The following is an 18,840-nucleotide window of genomic DNA, read 5'->3' as shown; positions in this document are numbered from 1 at the left end:
TTGCACGCAAAGAGTCGCAAAGACGCTAAGTTTAAAACCTGGAAAAAAAAACTTTGCGACTTCGCGCCTTTGCGAGATTAAATTTTGCGCACTTTGTATTATAAATCCAAAAAGAAACAGATTTTCTCTTTTCCTTTTGCACCAATTCTATTGTAGAATTTAATCGCTCTTTCGTTAAATTGAGGCGTTCGCCATTGCATGTTGACGCAATTTTTCTCCTTTCCAATTTCTTTTAGTTTATTGATTAAAGCTTCGCCAATTCCAAAATTTCTGGCATGATCTTCTAAATATAAACAATCCATATATAAAAAATCGCCGGCGCTCCAGGTCGAAAAATCAAAAGTATAAGAAACGTAACCTACAATTGTCTCTTTTGTGGCAACCACTAAACAATGTAGTTTTGGCTGTTCGCCAAATAAAGCTTTTTTTAATCCTTCTTCTTTTCCTTCGGGAGAATAATCCGCTTTTTCGTATTCAGCATGTTTTTGGCATAAAACAACCAATTTGGGTAAATCTGATACTTCGCAGTTTCTTATTGTATATTCCATTGCAAATTAATTTCGTTTTGTAAAAAGGTGATAAAATGATGGAAATAATCCGGGTATTGCTCGTTTTCTCTAATGGCGATAAAGTGCTTTCTTTTTAAGCCATTTTTGCCAATTTTAATCGCTTTTATGGGATTGTTTTTCAAATGTGGCAACAATGCCCATTTTGCCATAGACATTACACCCATATCGGCTTTAACCATTTCAAGAGACGCTTCGGTCAACGGAAGTGGAGTGATCTTTTTGGGCGTTACTTTGGCTGGAGCCAAAATAAATTGATGAATCGTCACGGTTTCCATCGGAAGGGAATGAATCAGTAAATGTTCGTTGATAAAATCCTCGGCAACGACATATTTTTTATCTGCCCAAGCGTGGTTTTCAGAAACTGCCATAACCACTTCATCCTGAAAAAGCTCAATATATTTGATGTTATTGTCTTTGATCTGATCGCTGATGATCGCAATATCGATTGTGTTTTCTAATAATTTTTGTAATGGAATATGAGTAGCTTCGGTTACTATTTTCAACTCAACATTTGGGTACAAATTATGAAATTGTTTTAAAACCGGCGGAAGCCAATGATAACTTGAATAACATTCTGTACTTATTCTGATTTCGCCATGTTCGCCATAAACCATTTGTTTGATTTGCGATTGGGTCTGAGCCAGTTTATCCAGAATTTCATTGGCAAGATCATAGATTTTTTCTCCTGCTTTCGTCAAAACCAGTTTTTTGTTTGTTCTCAGGAAAATAGGAGTTCCCAATTGATATTCGGCTTCTTTAAGTTGATGACTCAAAGCCGATTGTGTCAAATGCAATTTGTCAATTGCTTTGGTAATGCTTCCTTCTTCGACAATTGCTTTTATTAATTTTAAATGACGGATTTCCATTTTTGAGGATTTGTATACAAAGTAACGAAATTTAGGAATGGCTTTTCTATGAAAAAAAGTAATCAAAGTGATGAATTCTTTTCGTTTTTATCGAAAGGTGCGTTGGACTACTTTTGAATTAACGAAATCATTAAAACTAAAAAAAATGGAAGCACAAATTAAACATTATGAGAATAAACTAGCCTTCGAAATGGATCCGTCTGATTTGTTTGATGCTTTGAATAATGGAGAAAAAGTAATTGTTATCGATGCCAGAAAAGCGTTTGGGTTTGAAGCAGAACATATCCCAACGGCGATAAACATTCCTCATCGCCAAATGACGATTGAAAGCACAAAACACTTAGACAAAGAGATTTTGTATGTCACTTATTGCGATGGAATTGGTTGTAATGCTTCGACAAAAGGCGCTTTGAATATGGCGAAACTTGGTTTTAAAGTAAAAGAATTAATTGGCGGAATAGAGTGGTGGAAGTTTGATGGTTATGCCACCGAAGGAACAAACGGTGTAAAAGCAGGTTTGAAGATTGAATGTGCTTGTTAATTTTCTAGGTACAAAGGTTCAAAGAATCAAAGGTTCAAAGGTTCAAAGGTACAAAGGTTCAAAGAATCAAAGAATCAAAGGTTCCAAGGTATTCTGAAAAACAAAAAGCACTATGAAAATAGTACTTTTTTAAACCTTTGTACTCTGTACCTTTGAACCTTTGATTCTTTGAACCTAATTTTAAGATTCGATTAAAGCTTTCAGACCTTGAAGAATTGGGTTTTCATCGCCTTGGGGTTCTTCCTGAACAGCGTCGGGACGATTGTCTTCCTGAATGATTTCTAGTTTTACTTTCTGATTTTCTTCAAATAGAATGTAACTCATTATAAAATAATTCTCCGGTTTATCTTCTAGTTCCGGTCTCGGGAAAAACAAAGAATACTTGATTTTCTGATTCTGAATGATTTCTAAAACGGTTCCCCATTGCTCAAAAACCTGACCTTCCCATTCATTTCTAAATCGGATCTCGTTATCAACTTTCCAGTCTGTAATTAAGTCACTTCCGTATTGCCATTGTTTGACTAATTCTGGTTGTGTCAATGCATTCCAAACTTTTTCTATTGGAGCATTGAGGTAGATTGTAGAAATATTTGTTGCCATAATAAATGTTTTTATTGTGGTTTTGCAAGAGGTTTTAAACTGTCTTTTACAATAACGGTGCTATCTTTTACTACTGTTGCAACGGGTATGGTTGCTATTGGCGCTATATATTTTTTTATTTTTTGCTGAATTAATACGGCATCATTTAAAACAAAAGGTGTTGGCATCATCCAGTCGCTTCTTGGTTTGACCTTAAGCAACGGATTTGTCATTAGATCAAAAGAACTTTCGATTAAATCCATATCAAAAACGGACGATTTGTTAAGGTAGAAGTCCATTACAAGCGGTTCATTGCCTACAACATAATAGGATAAAAGGCGCATTCCTTCTCGTTCTAACTCATTTCCTTTTTGTCCTAAAGTTGAAACGCCATTTGCCTTAAAATTATAAAATATCATTTTAGGATTGGCATAAATATCGTATCGATTTACTTTTCGGTTTGGTGTAATTTTTATTTTCAGATACCTGTTATTTCCAACAACGCTGTCTTGTAAAAATGCGATTGTTGGTTTTGGTATTTCTACAACAGGCGCAATGGCACTATAAGTAAAACCTGAACTGTATTTGCTGGAAAGAGGGAGATTGTTTAAACCTGGTGCTTTTTGATTTTTTTCTCCTAAATAAGATTTTGTCCAATCGTCTAAGTTCACATCATATGTTGTCCAGATTGCAGAGTTTGTGTTGGCATTATAAACGTATAACAAACTGTTTGATTTTGCCTGTCCGTGTTCATAACCGGAATGATATCCTGCATAGACAAAGAAACCAATTGATGTGGCGAAGAAAATCATTATCCAGGCACCTTTTTTAGCAAAAGATCCAAATATAGGAAGTAATAATCCAAATAGTAATACGGTTAGAATGGCACTTCCGTAAAGAATTTTCAAACCTAAACCAATAGGAAACATTAAAATAAAAGGCGCTACGATTGATAAAGCCGGAATAGAGAATAATAAATTTAAACCTAAACTATAATGTTGTGTCAATACAAAAATTCCAAATAATAGTATTCCAAAGTAAACAGGAATAATCAGGAAACCTGCTCCGGTTAAACTGTTGGCAAGAAATCCATTGATTACTATCCAAAGCAGTAAAGGAGCAACAAAATGGTTCATTGTAACTTTAGTTTCTGAGAAATGATGGTAGAATGCAAAACAAATCGCAATACTAAGTGTCACAAATGCCCCTATGTAAGCGTGACCGTTATAGGTAAATCCGTTAAGAAGGTCAGAATATTGAGGATAGATTTGTAATATTATTTTCCATCCTAAAAAAGTAACTAATCCTGAAATTATTATAGATCCCAACAACGGAAGAAAGCCTCTGAAGATTTCTCGGAATGTAATAACACGTTTTGCTTTTCCGATAAAAATAAAAAGTATTAATAAACCTAAAGCAATAACAGTCATAGGAAATACCCATGAAAATGGATAATTTATGAATGAAAATGGTGCGCTAAAGTAAACATCATCTTCGGTTGAATTCGTAGCGTTTAAGTCTGTGTTGGCGAAGTATTTTAGCAAAGGCATCAGGTAAGTTCCCTGATGTGCCAATGTTGTTTTACTTAAATGCTGAATATCATCTTGTTGTGTATGGTAATTATAATGTCCGTCTATAAAGGCAAAATTGAATCCCTGAATGTTTCCTTGTTCTCTAAAAACGGTTAAATCAGTATCATTGGGGAGCATTTTATAAATGCTGTACATCAAAGAGTTTGAAACGGGGTAAGCCGTTTTTGCTTTTGAAAATTCTCTAACAAGAGCTTCGTTTCCTTTATTGGTTTCCATCAGCATATAACTTGGTCCAGAAGAACCTCTGGCTTCAAAGTTGATCACCAATCCAACGTCTTTTGCCCAAGGATGTTGATTTACAAAAAGTGCTGCACCATTCAGACCCAATTCTTCTGCATCCGAAAAAAGAATGATAATATCGTTTTTATGTGGCTGTTTGGAATATAAAAAAGCACGAACGCCTTCAAGTATTGTTGCAACGCCAGATGCATCGTCACTTGCACCTTTAGAAAAAGAATGTGGCGCACTATCATAATGTGAAAGCAATAAAAGGGCCTTTGAGTTATTGGTTCCTTTTATACGGGCCAGTATATTTTTGGATTTTACCAGAAGTCCTTTGTCATTAAGAGTAAAACCTTCCTGAACGCTTGTTTCTAATCCAATTCGGTTAAGTTCCAGTTTGAGATAATTGGCAACTAATTCATGATTTGTCGAACCTACATAATGAGGTTTTTGTGCAATAATCTCGACTTGATTTAATGCTCTTTCAGTAGAAAAATCGGCAAGTGCTTCGTCATTTTTAGAAATATACTGCGGCATCATCGTAACATAAATGATCCCTAGAATTACTAAAATGCCTGCGATGCCTAGAATTGAGGTCTGGTTTTTTTTCATGATTGATACGTACTAAATTTCTTTTTTAACGAGCATAAAATAATCATTGTCCAAAGAGCGATATCCCTGATCATACAAGAAATAGTAGGTGTTTCCTGTTTTTGTTTGTAAAACATTCGTAAAAAAGTCGAAGTCGAAACCTTTGGTTATCATTTTATCCCTTGTTGCTTTAGATTTTCCATCTGTATTTAGTTCGGACAAAATACGGTAATTTTTTCGTAATTTGTTGTTTACATTACGCATGAAATTAGTACTATCTTTATTTATTTTATTGTTGTAGGCATTACGGCAACTGTCTGAACAGAATTTTTTGTCTTCTCTGCCTACTAGTTTCTCGGAGCATTCCAGGCAAGTCTTCATGATTCTATTTTTTTAATTTCATATAAATCAGTTCTTCGGTCCTTTAATATTCGTACACTTCCATGTTCATGAAGTTGTTTAAGCAGGTTCAAATCAACATCAACAATCAAGGTCATTTCAGTATTTGGAGTTGCTTCGGCTTTTATACCATTACTTGGAAAAGCAAAATCAGAAGGCGTAAAAACAGAAGCTTGTGCATATTGAATGTCCATATTATTCACTTTTGGCAAGTTCCCTACACATCCTGCAATGGCAACATAACACTCATTTTCTATTGCCCGAGCCTGCGAACAATGTTTTACACGTGTATAAGCATTTTGTGTATCAGTCAAAAACGGAACAAATAAAATATTCATTCCTTCATTTGCCAAAATCCTTGAAAGCTCCGGAAATTCAACATCATAACAAATTAAGATTCCAATTTTACCACAATCCGTATCAAAAGTTTTAAACTCAGATCCGCCTTTCATTCCCCAATGTTGTACTTCGTTTGGTGTTACGTGAATTTTGGTATACATTTCTGAAGTTCCGTCCCGTTTACATAAAAAACCAACATTGTATAAAAAACCATTTTCCAGATAAGGCATACTTCCTGTGATAATATTGATGTTGTAAGAGATGGAAAATTCCTGAAAACGCTTTCTGATTGGTTCAGAATATCTGGCAAGTTCCCGAATTGCTTCTGCTTCTGATAAATGATTATAATCAGCCATTAAAGGCGCAATAAAAAGCTCGGGAAATAAAGCAAAATCGCTTCCATAACCAGAAACTACATCGATAAAAAATTCTGCCTGCTCAAAAAACTCTTCCAAATTATTCAATTGACGCATTTGCCATTGAACTAAACCCAATCTGATTACACTTTTTTCGAGATTAATTAATTTAGGACTTTCGTCATAATAAACATTATTCCATTCTAAGAGAACAGCAAATTCTTTTGATTCTTCGTCGCCTTCCAGATAGTTTTTGATAATTCTCAATACGTGAAAATCATTGCTTAACTGAAAAGAAAGCACCGGATCGTGTAATTCTTTATGTTTTACTTTTTCGATATAGTTTTTTGGAGTCAGCTTTTTGGCATATTGCCCATAATTCGGAATTCTACCGGCAAAGACAATTGCTTTTAGATTAAGTTGTTCGCAAAGTTCCTTTCTGGCATCGTATAAACGACGCCCCAATCGTAAACCACGGTAATTGGGATGTATAAAAACATCGATTCCGTATAGAATCTCTGCGTCTTTATTATGTGTAGAGAAAGTATAATCTCCAAGGATTTGTTTGTAGTTGTGTTTTTTGTCGACCATTTTTTCATCGACAATAAGCGATAATGCTGATCCAACTACTTTTCCGTCTGCGAGAATAACGAGCTGGCCTTCGGGGAAAATTGAAAGTAATCTTTTGATATCTGCCTCTTTCCAGTAAGAGTCCGCCATTTCAGGATATGATTCAATCATTGAGTCTTTCAATTGTTTGTAATCATCAAATTCTAAATTTCGTAACTCAACCTTGTTTATTTTAGTCTGCATATCGTAAGATTTATCTCAAATATACGAAATTATTTCCACTTACAAACGCTTACAAATAATTACAACCGAAAGTAAATAGTTGATAACCGAATAATTATTGGGCTTCAGCGCATCTTTGCCTTGTTGAATTTGATAAACGAATTCTCTTATACGAACATTTAAATATTATACGCCATGAACGGAATGAAAAACAGAGTACAATTGATTGGAAACGTAGGAAACGATCCAGAAATCAAAACATTAGAAAACGGAAGTAAATTAGCGCATCTTAATATCGCAACAACCGAAAGATATAAAAATGATAAAGGCGAAAAAGTCGAGCAAACCGAATGGCATCGTGTTACGGCTTGGGGGAAAACGGCCGAAATTATCGAAAAATATGTCGAAAAGGGAAAAGAAGTTGGGATTGAAGGAAAGCTAATTCACAGAAGTTATGATGACAAAAACGGTGAAAAAAGATATATTACCGAAGTTGTTGTCAGCGAAATCTTGCTGCTCAGTAAATAGTGTTTATTAAAATTTGATATTCAAACCCGACAAGTTCAAAACTGTCGGGTTTATTGTTTTAAGATTATAAAACAGAAGCACCGTTTATATCTGTTGTTAGGATTTCGCTCATATAGTCAAAAAAAGGTCTCATGTTTTTGAAGGTTTCTAAAGCCTGTTCTAGAAAAAGATCGCTTAAGACTTCGGCATCTGTAAAACGCCTGATTACTAAAAACTGTTTGTACCGAAGTAATTCAATTGCTTTGTGATCTGAATCATAACCTTTTGGTGAAGTTTTTAGTTGTTCGCCTTGTAAGTTTCCAAAATTGCTGACAAAAGATTTTGACTGCAATATTTTTTGCATTGGTTCGTCATCGTGAGCAAATTCGGCTCTTATTCGTTTTAAATCTGCAGTATTTGGTCCCCAGAATCCACCGGCAACAAAAGTATTTCCTTTTTCAATATGAAAATAATAACCTCCGCGTCTTTCTTTTGTGGCTCTGGTATAACTGCCGCCCCAAAAGCTTTTAAAAGGAGTTTTATCTTTAGAAAAACGAATATCACGATATATTCTGTAAACACTTTTTTTGCCCGAAGCTGTTTCTAAAACATCAGTTTTAGAAAGCTCCTCAAGCAAAGCACCTGCAAAAGTTTCAATATGATTTAATTCGTTTAGATAATTTTGTTTATTGGCATCAAACCAAGGCTTGTTATTGTTAGTTTTGAGTTCAGTCAAAAAATCAAGACTTGATTTAGGGATAGTAATATTGTTTTTCATAGTAGAAATTTTGAATTTTTTTAAAATCAAAGTGGGGCTAAGCATAAAAAAACCCACCAAATGTTATGGTGGGTTTATTATATATAAATTTAAGCTGTTTTTTTGAATAAATCAAACATAGGACAACGTGAACAACGTTTTTTTTCACTTTTTTTGTATTTCTCACAACAAGAAGATTTACAGTTTTCCAACTTCTTAATGTTCTCAAGGATAGCTTTATTCTTCTTTTTCTTTTTATCCTTTTTCTTGTCCTTGTCTTTTTCTTTCTTGCCCAATTTTCCTCTGTATTATAAAAACAGTGGCAAATATAAAAGAAAAATGTTATTTTTATATATTCTAAATAAACTTTAACTTTTTTATTTAGGATTGATTGCAATTGAGCTTGTAACCGTTAATTGCTGAATATCACGATCAAACAAGTAAAGTCCGCCTTTGTCATCTCCAATTAAGTTGATTTTATCTAAAATTGATTTAGCAGTCGCTTCTTCCTCGATTTGTTCCGCCACGTACCATTGTAAGAAATTATGAGTTGCATAATCTTTTTCCTCAAAAGTGATGTGAACCAACTCGTTGATAGATTCTGAAACAAAAATTTCATGGTTATAAAGCGCTTCAAACATTTCTTTAAATGTAGAATAGGATGTTTTAGGCGATTTTAGATCGGTAATCTGAGCGTGACCTCCGCGCTCGTTTACATACTTTACTAATTTTAGCATGTGTGCGCGTTCTTCGTCTGATTGTGTGTACATAAACTGAGCAATTCCCTCTAATCCGTGTACTTCAGCCCAACAAGCCATAGAAAGGTAGGTTTGCGAAGATTCTGCCTCTATACGGATTTGTTTGTTTAATGCTGCTTCTATATTTTTTGATAACATAATTGTGTCTTTTTTGTAAAGTTAGAAAAAATAATTCAAACCACTTTTTGAAACATGGAAAACATGGGCATTTGGATTAATTCTCAATAAAATTAAGGCTTATCAAATCGGAATGATTTTGAAAAAACAGCTTTGTCTATTAAAGGATTTGTTGTTTCATCAGGAATAAATCCGTCAGTAAATTTGCGCATTACAAATTGTTTTGCAGCGGAATCATAGTAACTCAAAATAGAAAAATTGTCAAGAGTTAGTATGTTTTGCAGCTTTATTTTTTTGTTTGTATCCAAATAATAAAAAATATTATCATTGGCAAATGGTTCTTGTCTTTGCTGTATAAATTCGGAATTTGAATTTAATATACTTTCAAAATAAGCCGTTTGGTTTTGACCGTATTGTGATAAATTTATTTGAAAAGGCTGGACATCATCATAAAAACTGTAGTAGGGTCTATCTTGTTGTGTTATTCCTCCAATGGTTATATAAGCATTTTGGCTGTTCTTGAAAACGGATATACCAAAATCCAATGCCGACAAATATTTTAAAAACGTACTTGTCTTTTTTATTTCTTTTGGTTTTTGATCTTCAATTTGAAGTAACAAAGGGGAGTTTTTAAATTTAATGGTATCATTTTTCGAAACCTTTACATTCTTAATCGTTTCACCAGTATTATAATCTTTAATGTCTAACTGAAGTTCCTCCGGGTTGGTATTGATTTGGTAAAGTCTATCATCAAGAAAAAATGAATTACTTAGTTTTCTTGACGTTTCAGTCATCGATTGCGGAAAGTTTTTTTCCTTTATTTCATAGGTTTCCAGATTGACATCGAATATTTGTGTTTTTGCCGGATTTTGATCAAATGTCAAAATAAGGCGATTATCAAGCATATAGACTTTACTTTTTTTAATGCTTCTCGAAAGAGGATTATAATCTCCAACTTCAATTTTTTCGATAGGATTATCTCTAATAAACTGATTGAAAGTTATAGGTTGTGTGTTTCTATTTTGAAAAGTAAACGTAGAAAAATCAAGTGGCTTTTCTTCAACAGCTTCATCTTTAAATTGATAAAGTGTTAAAGTCTGTTCGGCACTGTCTTTAGAGAGAATATAAAAGATATTATTCTTTTGAAATGTAGCTATGAAATATTGTTTTGAGTACGGAAAGCTAAATTTCAAAGGTTTAATAGCCTTGTTTGTCATGTCGTATTTAATGAGGACAATACTTTTGAAATCTTCTGTTGACCAATAGAGAGTTGGGTTTTGATCTTCGTCAAAACTATATCCAATTATTAATTTGTCTTCTATATTCGTGCGCGAAGTTCTTAATTCATTTGTTAAAAATAATACCTTGTTGTATTGTAAAATGGTAAGATTTTTATCATCTGCAATAAAAGCAAATACATTATGAGTCTTTGAATTTTCGACATTTAAGATCTGACTATACTCTCCTGAATTTCTTAGATTTATGGGATAAGAATTTAATACTGTCTGGCTCAATAGAGTTGATCCGCAGATCAATAACAGTAATAATAGTAGTTTTTTCATAAATTTTCAAACAACAAAAATCATTCCAGTTTAATAGCTGTATTTATGATTTTTAATTTCGATTTTACTTAACAATATTAAATATTTAAAGGTAGATGATTTATAGCTACTAAATTATATATAACAAATATTTAATAAGTTTTATGTTTATTTTAATTGTGAAATACATGAAAAATAGTCGTATTCTTCTATTTATATGACTTTTTGGGGAAAGCTATAAATGCTTAATTAAGTTAGTTTCGTAAAAAAATTAAGACATGAAAAAATTACTTTATTTATTTAGCGCTACTTTATTAGCACTTGCTTCTTGTACTAACGATTACGATGGTTCTTGTGTCAAGAAGAATGATGTAAATCCAATTAAGAACGATACAATTTCGCCACCAAAAACGGATTCGATTCCTATTGTAATTATGGAGCCTTTTTTATTGAAAAAACTGGTTCATACTTATACAAATGGAGAAGTTTCAACATTGGAATTATCATATAAAGATAACAAAATATTGTCAGACAGAGATGGATCTAATACTACATTGTATACTTACACAGGAGATGTAATTACGAAAATTGAGAAAGCGGATCTTTCAGGAGATGTTTATCTTACAAAAGAATATGTTTATGCAAATGGAAAAGTAGATTATATTTTAAGTAATGAATTTGGAAATTACTATAAAACAAAGTATCATTATAATAGCGATGGAAGTGTATTTTATTATAAATTAAATAGTGACAGTTTGGGAACTGATGGACAAGATACAGGTATTAGCGGAAGATATACTTTTTCTGAGGGTAACTTGATCACTGACCAATTTTACAATGGTAGTTATGAATCATTGATTACTTTTGAATATGATTCAAAAAACAATCCAAGACTTAATATTTTAGGCTTTAATTTATTAATAGATACTAATGAGATGTCTTCTTCTAATAATATAATTAAAAGAATTGGTGATGTGGAGGACTCAGGTACTATAATGACAACAATTTTTAGCCATGAATACAATGAAAATGGCTATCCTGTAAAGACAACCCAGACATTGCAAATTGGACATGTAATTACTAAAGAAACATCTACATATAGTTACTAAATTTATATAAAGGTTATTGTTGTTGGTTTTATAGCGTTTATAAAGATTGCAAACTATTGTTTGAAGTTCTGTAAATACCTTAAAACACAATGATTATTTATTATAAACAGAATAAGATGATGGTTAAACGGAACTGATTTTATCTCATCCTGAAATTGATATGTATTTATTGATAAAAATAATTAATTAATTATAAAAGTAGCCGCCTCAATATAAAACTTGAAGCGGTTTTTTATTGGTGTGTATTTTGATGTCTTAATTTTAAGTGGAGGAAGAGAACATAATTCTATAATCCTTCCATCTGATAGATTTGTTTTAATTGGTTAATCCTTTTGATTTCAGTATTAAAACGCTCTGCTAGTAGATTTCCTTAAAGTTGCCTTTGATATGTTTGTTATTTTCTGAATCGATAATAATATGTGATCAACAGTAGTAGTGATATCTAGCGGAGCGCCAGTTCTATCTTGCGCAGAGAGTATACATTACCTCATAATAAGTAAGGAGCATCACTCTAAGTAGTAATCTTTTGGATGATCACTTGATTGTCTTTTTGCTGTAGGCTTTTAGAAGAGGCTGGATATTGGTTGATTTGCTAATCTAATCTGCCCTTTCGAACAAGATGTTTCTTTGGAATTTAAACATCAAACGAATGAGGAAAGTATTGTTTTGTAGGTTACAATATTTAAATATTACAATCAGGTGGACTAATTAAATATAAAAAATACTCATGAAAGAATAATATAAAAAAAACTGCTTCAGTTTTTGAAGCAGTTTCTTTTTTTTGTTTCACTGGTGATTATCTTATTGTAAAAGTAACTCTTCTTGCCAATCTTCTGGCTTCTTCAGAATCTTTTTGAATTGAAGTATCTGCACCTTGAGCAACTACATTTAATCTTGAAGATGAAATACCCGCTTTTTCAAGAATAGTTTTTACATTATTAGCTCTTGTATTTGATAGTTTTTCGTTGTATTCTGAGCTGCCAACCTGATCCGCATAGCCTAAAATGTCAAGATAGGCTGAAGGATTTTTTCTCAAATACGTCAAAACTACATCAATTGAAGCTGTTGAATTTTCGATAGGAGTAGCTTTATTAAAGTCAAAATAAACGCTGTAATATTTAGCATTGATCATTTCTTTTATAAGATCCTTGTCATTTACTACTGTAGTAGTAACCGGTTTTTCTATAATAATTTGTTTTTCCGGAATCTTGCTTACTAAAGCTTCAAGGTTTGCAATTTTATTTTCCAGAGGCGAAAGATCAACTTCTTGCGAAAGAACTACCCAGTCAGCATGTTTTGCGTTTTTGCCTAAGTAAACATTTAATCCTACAGTTCCATTAAAAAGTACTCCGTTAAAACCTCTTGATTCTACAGGACATCCACAATCAAAGGTATAATCTTGAGAGGCATTTATTATAGTTGTAAAATCACCGGTTAAAGCAAATCTATCAGATAATCTGATTTGACCCGTAATACCAGCAATGAAATTTCCCATTCTGTCTTTAACATGCAAATCTTTGTTTTCTAATTGAGCTAAACCAAAACCTGCATGGCCTAATAAACCAATTGTCTTAGTCCATGATTCAAAGTCCATGATTCTGCCTAAGTTTGCAACAGCTTGTAAGTCTGCTCTGTAATATTTTGAATCAAAGTCAATGGAATTATTTTTTCCGGTAAAACTGTTATATCCAAAATCTGCTTTTAAACCAAACTTGTTGTTAAACATGTACCTTACTCCTAAGTCACCTACCCAAAAGCTTGGTGTTGATGTAAAATAATTTTCCATCATAGGACTTTGAGGTTTGTTAACACCTCCACCTAATTCTATAGACCATTTGTTGTAGTTATCAGTACTTTTTTCTTTTTCTGTTTGTGCTTGCAGGTTTGTTAAGCCTAGCGAAAGCGCCAGAATAGTTACAATTTTTTTCATTGTTATGAGAGTTTAAATTTTCTCCAAACAAACAATTAATTGCAAGAAACACTATCCTTAATAAGACATAAGCACAACAGAATAAGGCAATAAACAGTTTTCTTACCTGTTCATTAATTCCTGTAGCGTATCAACAAATTGCCCTAAGTGTAAACCATCCATTAAACCATGATGAACATGGGCTGACATAGCGATTGTTCTTTTTCCGGTTTCTGAAGTGATCATTTTACCAAATGAGACTTTAGGACAACTATCTGGATAAGTAAAACTTCTGGCGTGTGAAAGCGAAGTAAAGTTTAACCACGGAATTGCCGAGAAGTGTATGACATTATCGTCATCAAACGATCTTGTAAAAAGTCCGGTTGTGTTTTGAATTCGTTCGATTTCTTTTAACGCATTTTGTTCGAAGATCTTAAAATCTGAATTGTATTCGATTAATGAAAATCCAAAAGTACCGTCTTCACGGCCAATTGTTGCCGAGGCATCAATTCGGTCATTAATATAAATTTTGTCTTTGGCAATTCGGTATCTAAAATTCTCGATTGAATTTACAGCAACAAGGGTTTTATGTAAGTAATAAATAAAGAAAGCAGCTTTGAGGTCTTTTGCCGTTTGATATGCTTTTGTGCAATCAATCTCGACAGTGGCTCCAAAAAAAGGTTCTTCCATTCTGTTGAAATGTGCAAAATGCTCTTTTCTATTCCAGTTTTCTAAATCTAAAAGTGTTTTCATTATAATAAGTTCTGAACGACTTCGGTAATTTTTTCGAATGAACTAAAATGTTCATGTTCTACTTTGTGACTAATTTTTTCGTGTTCCCAAGTAGTGTGAAACGGAATATGAACGGCATAACCTCCAATTTCTAAAACCGGCAAAACATCAGATTTTAAAGAATTTCCGATCATTAAAAATTCATGAGGCTGAATGTCTAAACGACCCAGTAGTTTCTGATAATCTATTTCTTGTTTGTCTGACATTACTTCGATATGATGAAAATAATGACCTAAACCAGAACGGTGCAATTTACTGTGTTGGTCTTTTAAGTCGCCTTTTGTGGCAACAACCAATTTATATTTTCCGTGTAGCGATTGCAATGTTTCTTCGATTCCGTCAAGAAGCTCGATAGGTTTCTCCAGTAATTCTTTTCCGTATTGAATGATTTTTTCAATCACCTCAATCGGAATTGTATTGTTCGAAATATTCATCGCCGCTTCAATCATCGAAAGAATGTATCCTTTGATTCCGTAACCATACAAAGGTAAATTCTCGATTTCGATCTTGAATAATTCCTGCGAAATTCCCTGATGCGAAAGATAATCTTCCATCAAAGCACAAAATTTGTGTTCGGTTTCCTGAAAGTAAGGTTCGTTGATAAACAAAGTATCATCAGCATCAAATGCGATTACTTTTAAATTGGGTATTTTGCTTTTATGTAACATAATAAAGATGTTGTTTTTTTAGTTTCAGGTTTTTTAGCCACGAATTACACGAATTATCTCGAATTTTTTTTTGCCACAGATTAGGATGATTAAAGGGATTATTTTAAATCTGCTCAATCTGCCAAATCTGCGAGAGAACTTTTTACCACAAATTTCACAAATTTCGACAAATTTTTTGCCTCAGATTAGATGATTAAAAAGATTAAATAAAAGAATCTGCGTTAATTTGCTTAAATCTGCAAAATCTGCGTGAAACTATTTTTTTCACCACAAATTCACGAATTATTTTAAAATGAATCTGCTCAATCTGCTCAATCTGCGAGAGAACTTTTCTACCACAAATTACACAAATTTTGACGAATTTTTTGTCTCAGATTAAATGATTAAAAAAGATTAAATAAAAGCATCTGCGTTAATTTGCTTAAATCTGCAAAATCTGCGTGAAACTATTTTTTCGCCACAAATTCACGAATTATTTTTAAAAGAATCTGCTCAATCTGCCAAATCTGCGAGAGAACTTTTTACCACAAATTACACAAATTTCGACAAATTTTTTGCCTCAGATTAGATGATTAAAAAGATTAAATAAAAGAATCTGCGTTAATTTACTTAAATCTGCAAAATCTGCGTGAAACTATTTTTTTGCCACAAATTTCACAAACTATTTTAAAATCAATCCGCGTAAATCCGTTTAAACCCGTGACATCTGCGTGCCATTTCTCAATCCTAATTCTTCGCAAACAAGTTCTTAAACGAGATTGTTTTATCATAAAACGTAATTCTAATTCCAAGAAGCAAAATGATTCCACCAAAAACCATTTGTAAAGTTATTTGTTCTTCCAAAAACAACCAAGCTAAAACAGATGTAATTACAGCCTGACTTAATAAACTTAGCGAAACTCTTGTTGCACGCATATGTTGTGTGGCATAACTGATAGAAAGCCACGCACACAATTGGCAAATTACAGCTTGCAAAATCAGTACTAACCAACCTGTATCTGAGAATCCGGTAAAAGGCTGATCTAAAAAGTAGCAAAGAATTCCTAAATAAATGCTCGATGCCAATAAACTAATCGTCATAAACGATAAAACATCGACATCTGAAAGTACCTTTTTGCTCACTAAAAGATAAATCGAATATAATATTCCGGACAAAACAGCAAACAGAAAAGCCTGATCAAAATTCAAATCCATAAAAAAGCTAAAACCGACCAAAGTAATCATCCCGAATAAAGAAACGACGGTTCCGATCCAGAAATTGGTTGCGGGTCTTACTTTCAAAAAGAAGAAAGAACCAATCCCAACCCAAAGCGGAGATAAGTTCGTCAACAACGAAGCCTGAGTCGCGCTTGAATCCTGAATGGCGATATTCCAAACGGCAACATCTGATGAGAATAAAATGCCGCAAAGTACCGCAAGAAGCAAGAATTTTGTCTTTGGCAGTTTGAAGCTTTTTGTGATAAGCATATATGGTAAAAGTAAAATCACCGCAAAAGTCATTCGATAAAAAGCCGAAATTAATCCAGGTGCTAATTTAAGTTTTATCAATATCGGGAATATCGAAATACAAAGTATTCCGCAGATTAAGGCTAGTCTTGGTTTGGTAATTTTCATTTGTGATTATTCTGAAAAACTAAAAATTTGATATTTTTTATTCTGATTGTTATAACTTCCTAAATACAAAGTGGTATTGAATTTAAAAACAATTAAATCTTTATATAGATCCCTGCCAAAAATAGAAACACCCTGACTAACGTCTTCGTTTTCTTCTAAAAATAATCTGGCTTTTTCAAATGCTGAGGTTTCAATTTTACTATCTAAATGATTAAAACTGGAGTCAAACAAACAGTTTGTATAAACAACATTCTTATCTTTATAAGAAATCAAATTTCCAATAGTGTAGCTTGATGAAAAACCAAAAGACATAGGAGCTCCACCAAAACCAGCTCCACCAAAACCACCGCCAACTCCAGCACCCATTCCCATTCTTGCACCTCCTCCTCCTGCACGTGCTATATCTTGAGAACTTCCAATTACCGTATAATATAAACCATTTAGCTTATAACATGATATTCCAGGATTAGAGTTGTTAATTTTTCGTATAAATTGTTTTGGTTTTTCGAGAACCTTTTTATTATGAATACTTTTTATTTCCTGAAAAACATCTGAGTTTTTAAATGTAATTTCTTCTTCTCTTGTAGCTATAAACCGATTAATTTTATTTCCATTTTGATCGCTCATAGTCAGAAATAAAACTTGGGGATTAGTTTTGATTTGAAGAATTTTATCATCTATTAAAAATGAATTCGACTTAAATGTAATAGATTCGTATGCTCCCTTTGCTACAGCCGGCTGCTGAATTGATTTTAAATCTCCAGTAAAATCATTCAGATTAATTTTTAAGATATCTGTTGAGAAAGTATTATTATCCATTGTAAAAATAATTTCGTCATTTTTGTATGTGTAAACTTTAAATCGTTTTGAGCTCAATGATAACGAAGGCGGACTGTCGGTGCTTATATTCTGAATGAAAATATCAGATGACTCTCCTGTTAATGCCGTATATAAGTTTACTTCAGTTGCAGATTCATTGTGAAATTGCAAATTTGACAAATCGATTGTTTTTGTATCTAGATTTCCATCATTATTAGAAATATAAAATTTTAAAATGCTTGTATTTTTAACAATAGTAATTAGATAAAAGACATTGTTTATGGTAAGCTCTTTAACTATTTTTTCCTTTTTTAATTCGAGATTAATTGAAGTTGTTTTGGTTTCTTTTTTAGTAAAATTAAAATATTGTGAATTGATTTCTTTTCTGTTTTCTGATGCCCAAAAAAGAAAATAATTATTATCCTTTTGACTATATCCAATGATATTATCGTATTTTTTTTCTGGCCTTGCAGTAGTCAACGAATCTATAATATTAAACTTTTCATCAAATCTTATAGAGGTAACCTTTTCTTTGTCGTTCAAAAACAGAATAACTTCTTTTTTATCTTCATTAACTACTTGAAAAAAGTCTCTTTTCTTTTCTAATTTCAGATCAAATTCTTTTACAATGTCTTGTGAAAAAGAGCATAAACTATTGAAAAATAAAGAGGCTAAAAGTATTTTTTTTATCATTTTTTGATGGTATTTAATTTTTACGAAGATCTTATTTTTTCTTTTGCAAAAAAAGAAAATGTGCCGTTAGGCACTAAACATTGGTAGAAAATATCAATTGAAAAAAAATAGCGCGCCGTAGGTACGCATCAAAACGTTTCCCATTGCGTACCTACGGCACGCTACATCTATTTAAATTCGTATTTTATTCTACCAACATTTAGTACCTAACGGCACATCTCAAAATTATAATTAATATAAAATTTAGGACTAAATTTGTTTTTGAGTGGTATTATGCATTCATGATTTTCTTGCAGGCATTGTTGATTTCCATATCCGAAAAAGAACCAATCGCATTTGCCAACAATTTACTGGTTCTAATCGAACTTACCATTTTGATTCGGAGATCTTGGTCATCGCCCATTTCGGTTAGGAGAATTGTCTCGAAAATTTCGGACAAATGTTCCGGTTGATCCCTAAAGTCATCTTCAAACCAAAGGTCTGATAGAAATTTTGCCATTGCTTGCATTACATCATTTTCTGATGGTTTTTGATTTTCTCTTGTCATATCGAAAATATTAAACGCACGAAACCCTCGCTTTAGGTGTGACAAAATATTCAGAGAATAGATTAAGGACAGTTTCCTGTTCCAGCACCTTGGCGAGGGTTCGCTTATGTTAACTTTTAATAAGTTTTTTATTAAAGTCTCTAAAATTTTGTCGAGACGAATA

The 18,840-nt window shown here is 32.6% G+C and carries 18 protein-coding genes; 3 read left to right on the top strand and 15 right to left on the bottom strand.

The window, feature by feature from the left end; translation table 11 throughout:
* Positions 1 to 98: 98 nt before the first annotated feature.
* Together EAH81_RS19725 and EAH81_RS19720 are read right to left on the bottom strand one after the other, a co-directional pair.
* Positions 99 to 548, bottom strand: coding sequence for a GNAT family N-acetyltransferase (locus EAH81_RS19725; RefSeq protein WP_140510393.1), 450 nt, complete (start codon positions 546 to 548; stop codon positions 99 to 101).
* Positions 533 to 1,435 (bottom strand): LysR family transcriptional regulator, encoded by a 903-nt coding sequence (locus EAH81_RS19720; RefSeq protein WP_140510391.1) that lies wholly within the window; start codon positions 1,433 to 1,435, stop codon positions 533 to 535. The genes EAH81_RS19725 and EAH81_RS19720 overlap by 16 nt, the downstream gene beginning before the upstream one ends.
* Before the next feature lie 145 nt (positions 1,436 to 1,580).
* Here EAH81_RS19720 and EAH81_RS19715 point away from each other — a divergent pair, with 145 nt between their 5' ends.
* Positions 1,581 to 1,976, top strand: coding sequence for a rhodanese-like domain-containing protein (locus tag EAH81_RS19715; protein WP_140510389.1), 396 nt, complete (start codon positions 1,581 to 1,583; stop codon positions 1,974 to 1,976).
* Between the two features lie 180 nt (positions 1,977 to 2,156).
* Here the strand turns inward: EAH81_RS19715 and EAH81_RS19710 are convergent, their stop codons facing one another.
* The 4 genes from EAH81_RS19710 to EAH81_RS19695 are packed head-to-tail and all read right to left on the bottom strand — an operon-like array spanning position 2,157 to position 6,867.
* On the bottom strand, positions 2,157 to 2,576 hold the full coding sequence (locus tag EAH81_RS19710) for an SRPBCC family protein (RefSeq protein ID WP_140510387.1): 420 nt from the start codon (positions 2,574 to 2,576) through the stop codon (positions 2,157 to 2,159).
* 11 nt (positions 2,577 to 2,587) lie between these two features.
* Positions 2,588 to 4,981 carry a M28 family peptidase gene (locus EAH81_RS19705; protein ID WP_140510385.1) on the bottom strand — a complete coding sequence of 798 codons (2,394 nt, stop codon included), beginning with the start codon at positions 4,979 to 4,981 and terminating at the stop codon, positions 2,588 to 2,590.
* A 12-nt stretch (positions 4,982 to 4,993) separates the two neighbouring features.
* On the bottom strand, positions 4,994 to 5,341 hold the full coding sequence (locus tag EAH81_RS19700; RefSeq protein WP_140510383.1) for a hypothetical protein: 348 nt from the start codon (positions 5,339 to 5,341) through the stop codon (positions 4,994 to 4,996).
* The gene (locus EAH81_RS19695) at positions 5,338 to 6,867 is read right to left on the bottom strand and encodes a bifunctional GNAT family N-acetyltransferase/carbon-nitrogen hydrolase family protein (protein WP_140510381.1); all 1,530 of its coding nucleotides are present in this window, start codon (positions 6,865 to 6,867) and stop codon (positions 5,338 to 5,340) included. Before EAH81_RS19695 ends, EAH81_RS19700 begins: the two co-directional genes overlap by 4 nt.
* Before the next feature lie 174 nt (positions 6,868 to 7,041).
* On the opposite strand from EAH81_RS19695, the gene EAH81_RS19690 reads away from it, so the two are divergent.
* Entirely contained in the window at positions 7,042 to 7,374 is a 333-nt protein-coding gene (locus EAH81_RS19690; protein WP_140510379.1) for a single-stranded DNA-binding protein, read from the top strand.
* A 64-nt stretch (positions 7,375 to 7,438) separates the two neighbouring features.
* Here the strand turns inward: EAH81_RS19690 and EAH81_RS19685 are convergent, their stop codons facing one another.
* The 3 genes from EAH81_RS19685 to EAH81_RS19670 form a co-directional block, all read right to left on the bottom strand.
* Entirely contained in the window at positions 7,439 to 8,131 is a 693-nt protein-coding gene (locus EAH81_RS19685; protein WP_140510377.1) for a DUF2461 domain-containing protein, read from the bottom strand.
* Between the two features lie 356 nt (positions 8,132 to 8,487).
* Positions 8,488 to 9,006, bottom strand: a complete 519-nt coding sequence (locus EAH81_RS19675; RefSeq protein WP_140510375.1) for a ferritin — start codon at positions 9,004 to 9,006, stop codon at positions 8,488 to 8,490.
* Between the two features lie 92 nt (positions 9,007 to 9,098).
* Positions 9,099 to 10,547, bottom strand: coding sequence for a hypothetical protein (locus EAH81_RS19670; protein WP_140510374.1), 1,449 nt, complete (start codon positions 10,545 to 10,547; stop codon positions 9,099 to 9,101).
* 257 nt (positions 10,548 to 10,804) lie between these two features.
* Here EAH81_RS19670 and EAH81_RS19665 point away from each other — a divergent pair, with 257 nt between their 5' ends.
* Positions 10,805 to 11,635, top strand: a complete 831-nt coding sequence (locus EAH81_RS19665; protein ID WP_140510372.1) for a hypothetical protein — start codon at positions 10,805 to 10,807, stop codon at positions 11,633 to 11,635.
* A 796-nt stretch (positions 11,636 to 12,431) separates the two neighbouring features.
* Here EAH81_RS19665 and EAH81_RS19660 read toward each other — a convergent pair.
* The 6 genes from EAH81_RS19660 to EAH81_RS19635 form a co-directional block, all read right to left on the bottom strand.
* Positions 12,432 to 13,565 carry an OmpA family protein gene (locus EAH81_RS19660; RefSeq protein WP_140510370.1) on the bottom strand — a complete coding sequence of 378 codons (1,134 nt, stop codon included), beginning with the start codon at positions 13,563 to 13,565 and terminating at the stop codon, positions 12,432 to 12,434.
* A 102-nt stretch (positions 13,566 to 13,667) separates the two neighbouring features.
* Complete coding sequence (locus tag EAH81_RS19655) at positions 13,668 to 14,297, bottom strand: chloramphenicol acetyltransferase (protein ID WP_140510368.1); 630 nt, start codon at positions 14,295 to 14,297, stop codon at positions 13,668 to 13,670.
* Positions 14,297 to 15,004 carry an HAD family hydrolase gene (locus tag EAH81_RS19650; protein ID WP_140510366.1) on the bottom strand — a complete coding sequence of 236 codons (708 nt, stop codon included), beginning with the start codon at positions 15,002 to 15,004 and terminating at the stop codon, positions 14,297 to 14,299. The genes EAH81_RS19655 and EAH81_RS19650 overlap by 1 nt, the downstream gene beginning before the upstream one ends.
* A gap of 726 nt (positions 15,005 to 15,730) precedes the next feature.
* Positions 15,731 to 16,618, bottom strand: coding sequence for a DMT family transporter (locus tag EAH81_RS19645; protein WP_140510364.1), 888 nt, complete (start codon positions 16,616 to 16,618; stop codon positions 15,731 to 15,733).
* Positions 16,619 to 16,624: 6 nt separating this feature from the next.
* Positions 16,625 to 18,130, bottom strand: coding sequence for a hypothetical protein (locus tag EAH81_RS19640; protein WP_140510362.1), 1,506 nt, complete (start codon positions 18,128 to 18,130; stop codon positions 16,625 to 16,627).
* A 271-nt stretch (positions 18,131 to 18,401) separates the two neighbouring features.
* A complete protein-coding gene (locus EAH81_RS19635; RefSeq protein ID WP_140510360.1) occupies positions 18,402 to 18,677 on the bottom strand; it encodes a hypothetical protein in 276 nt (91 codons plus the stop codon).
* Positions 18,678 to 18,840: the final 163 nt, after the last annotated feature.

Origin of the sequence: Flavobacterium pectinovorum (assembly GCF_006438875.1) — a bacterium.
Classification (GTDB): Bacteria; Bacteroidota; Bacteroidia; order Flavobacteriales; family Flavobacteriaceae; genus Flavobacterium; species Flavobacterium pectinovorum_A.
This window is presented reverse-complemented; position numbering and strand designations above follow the sequence as displayed.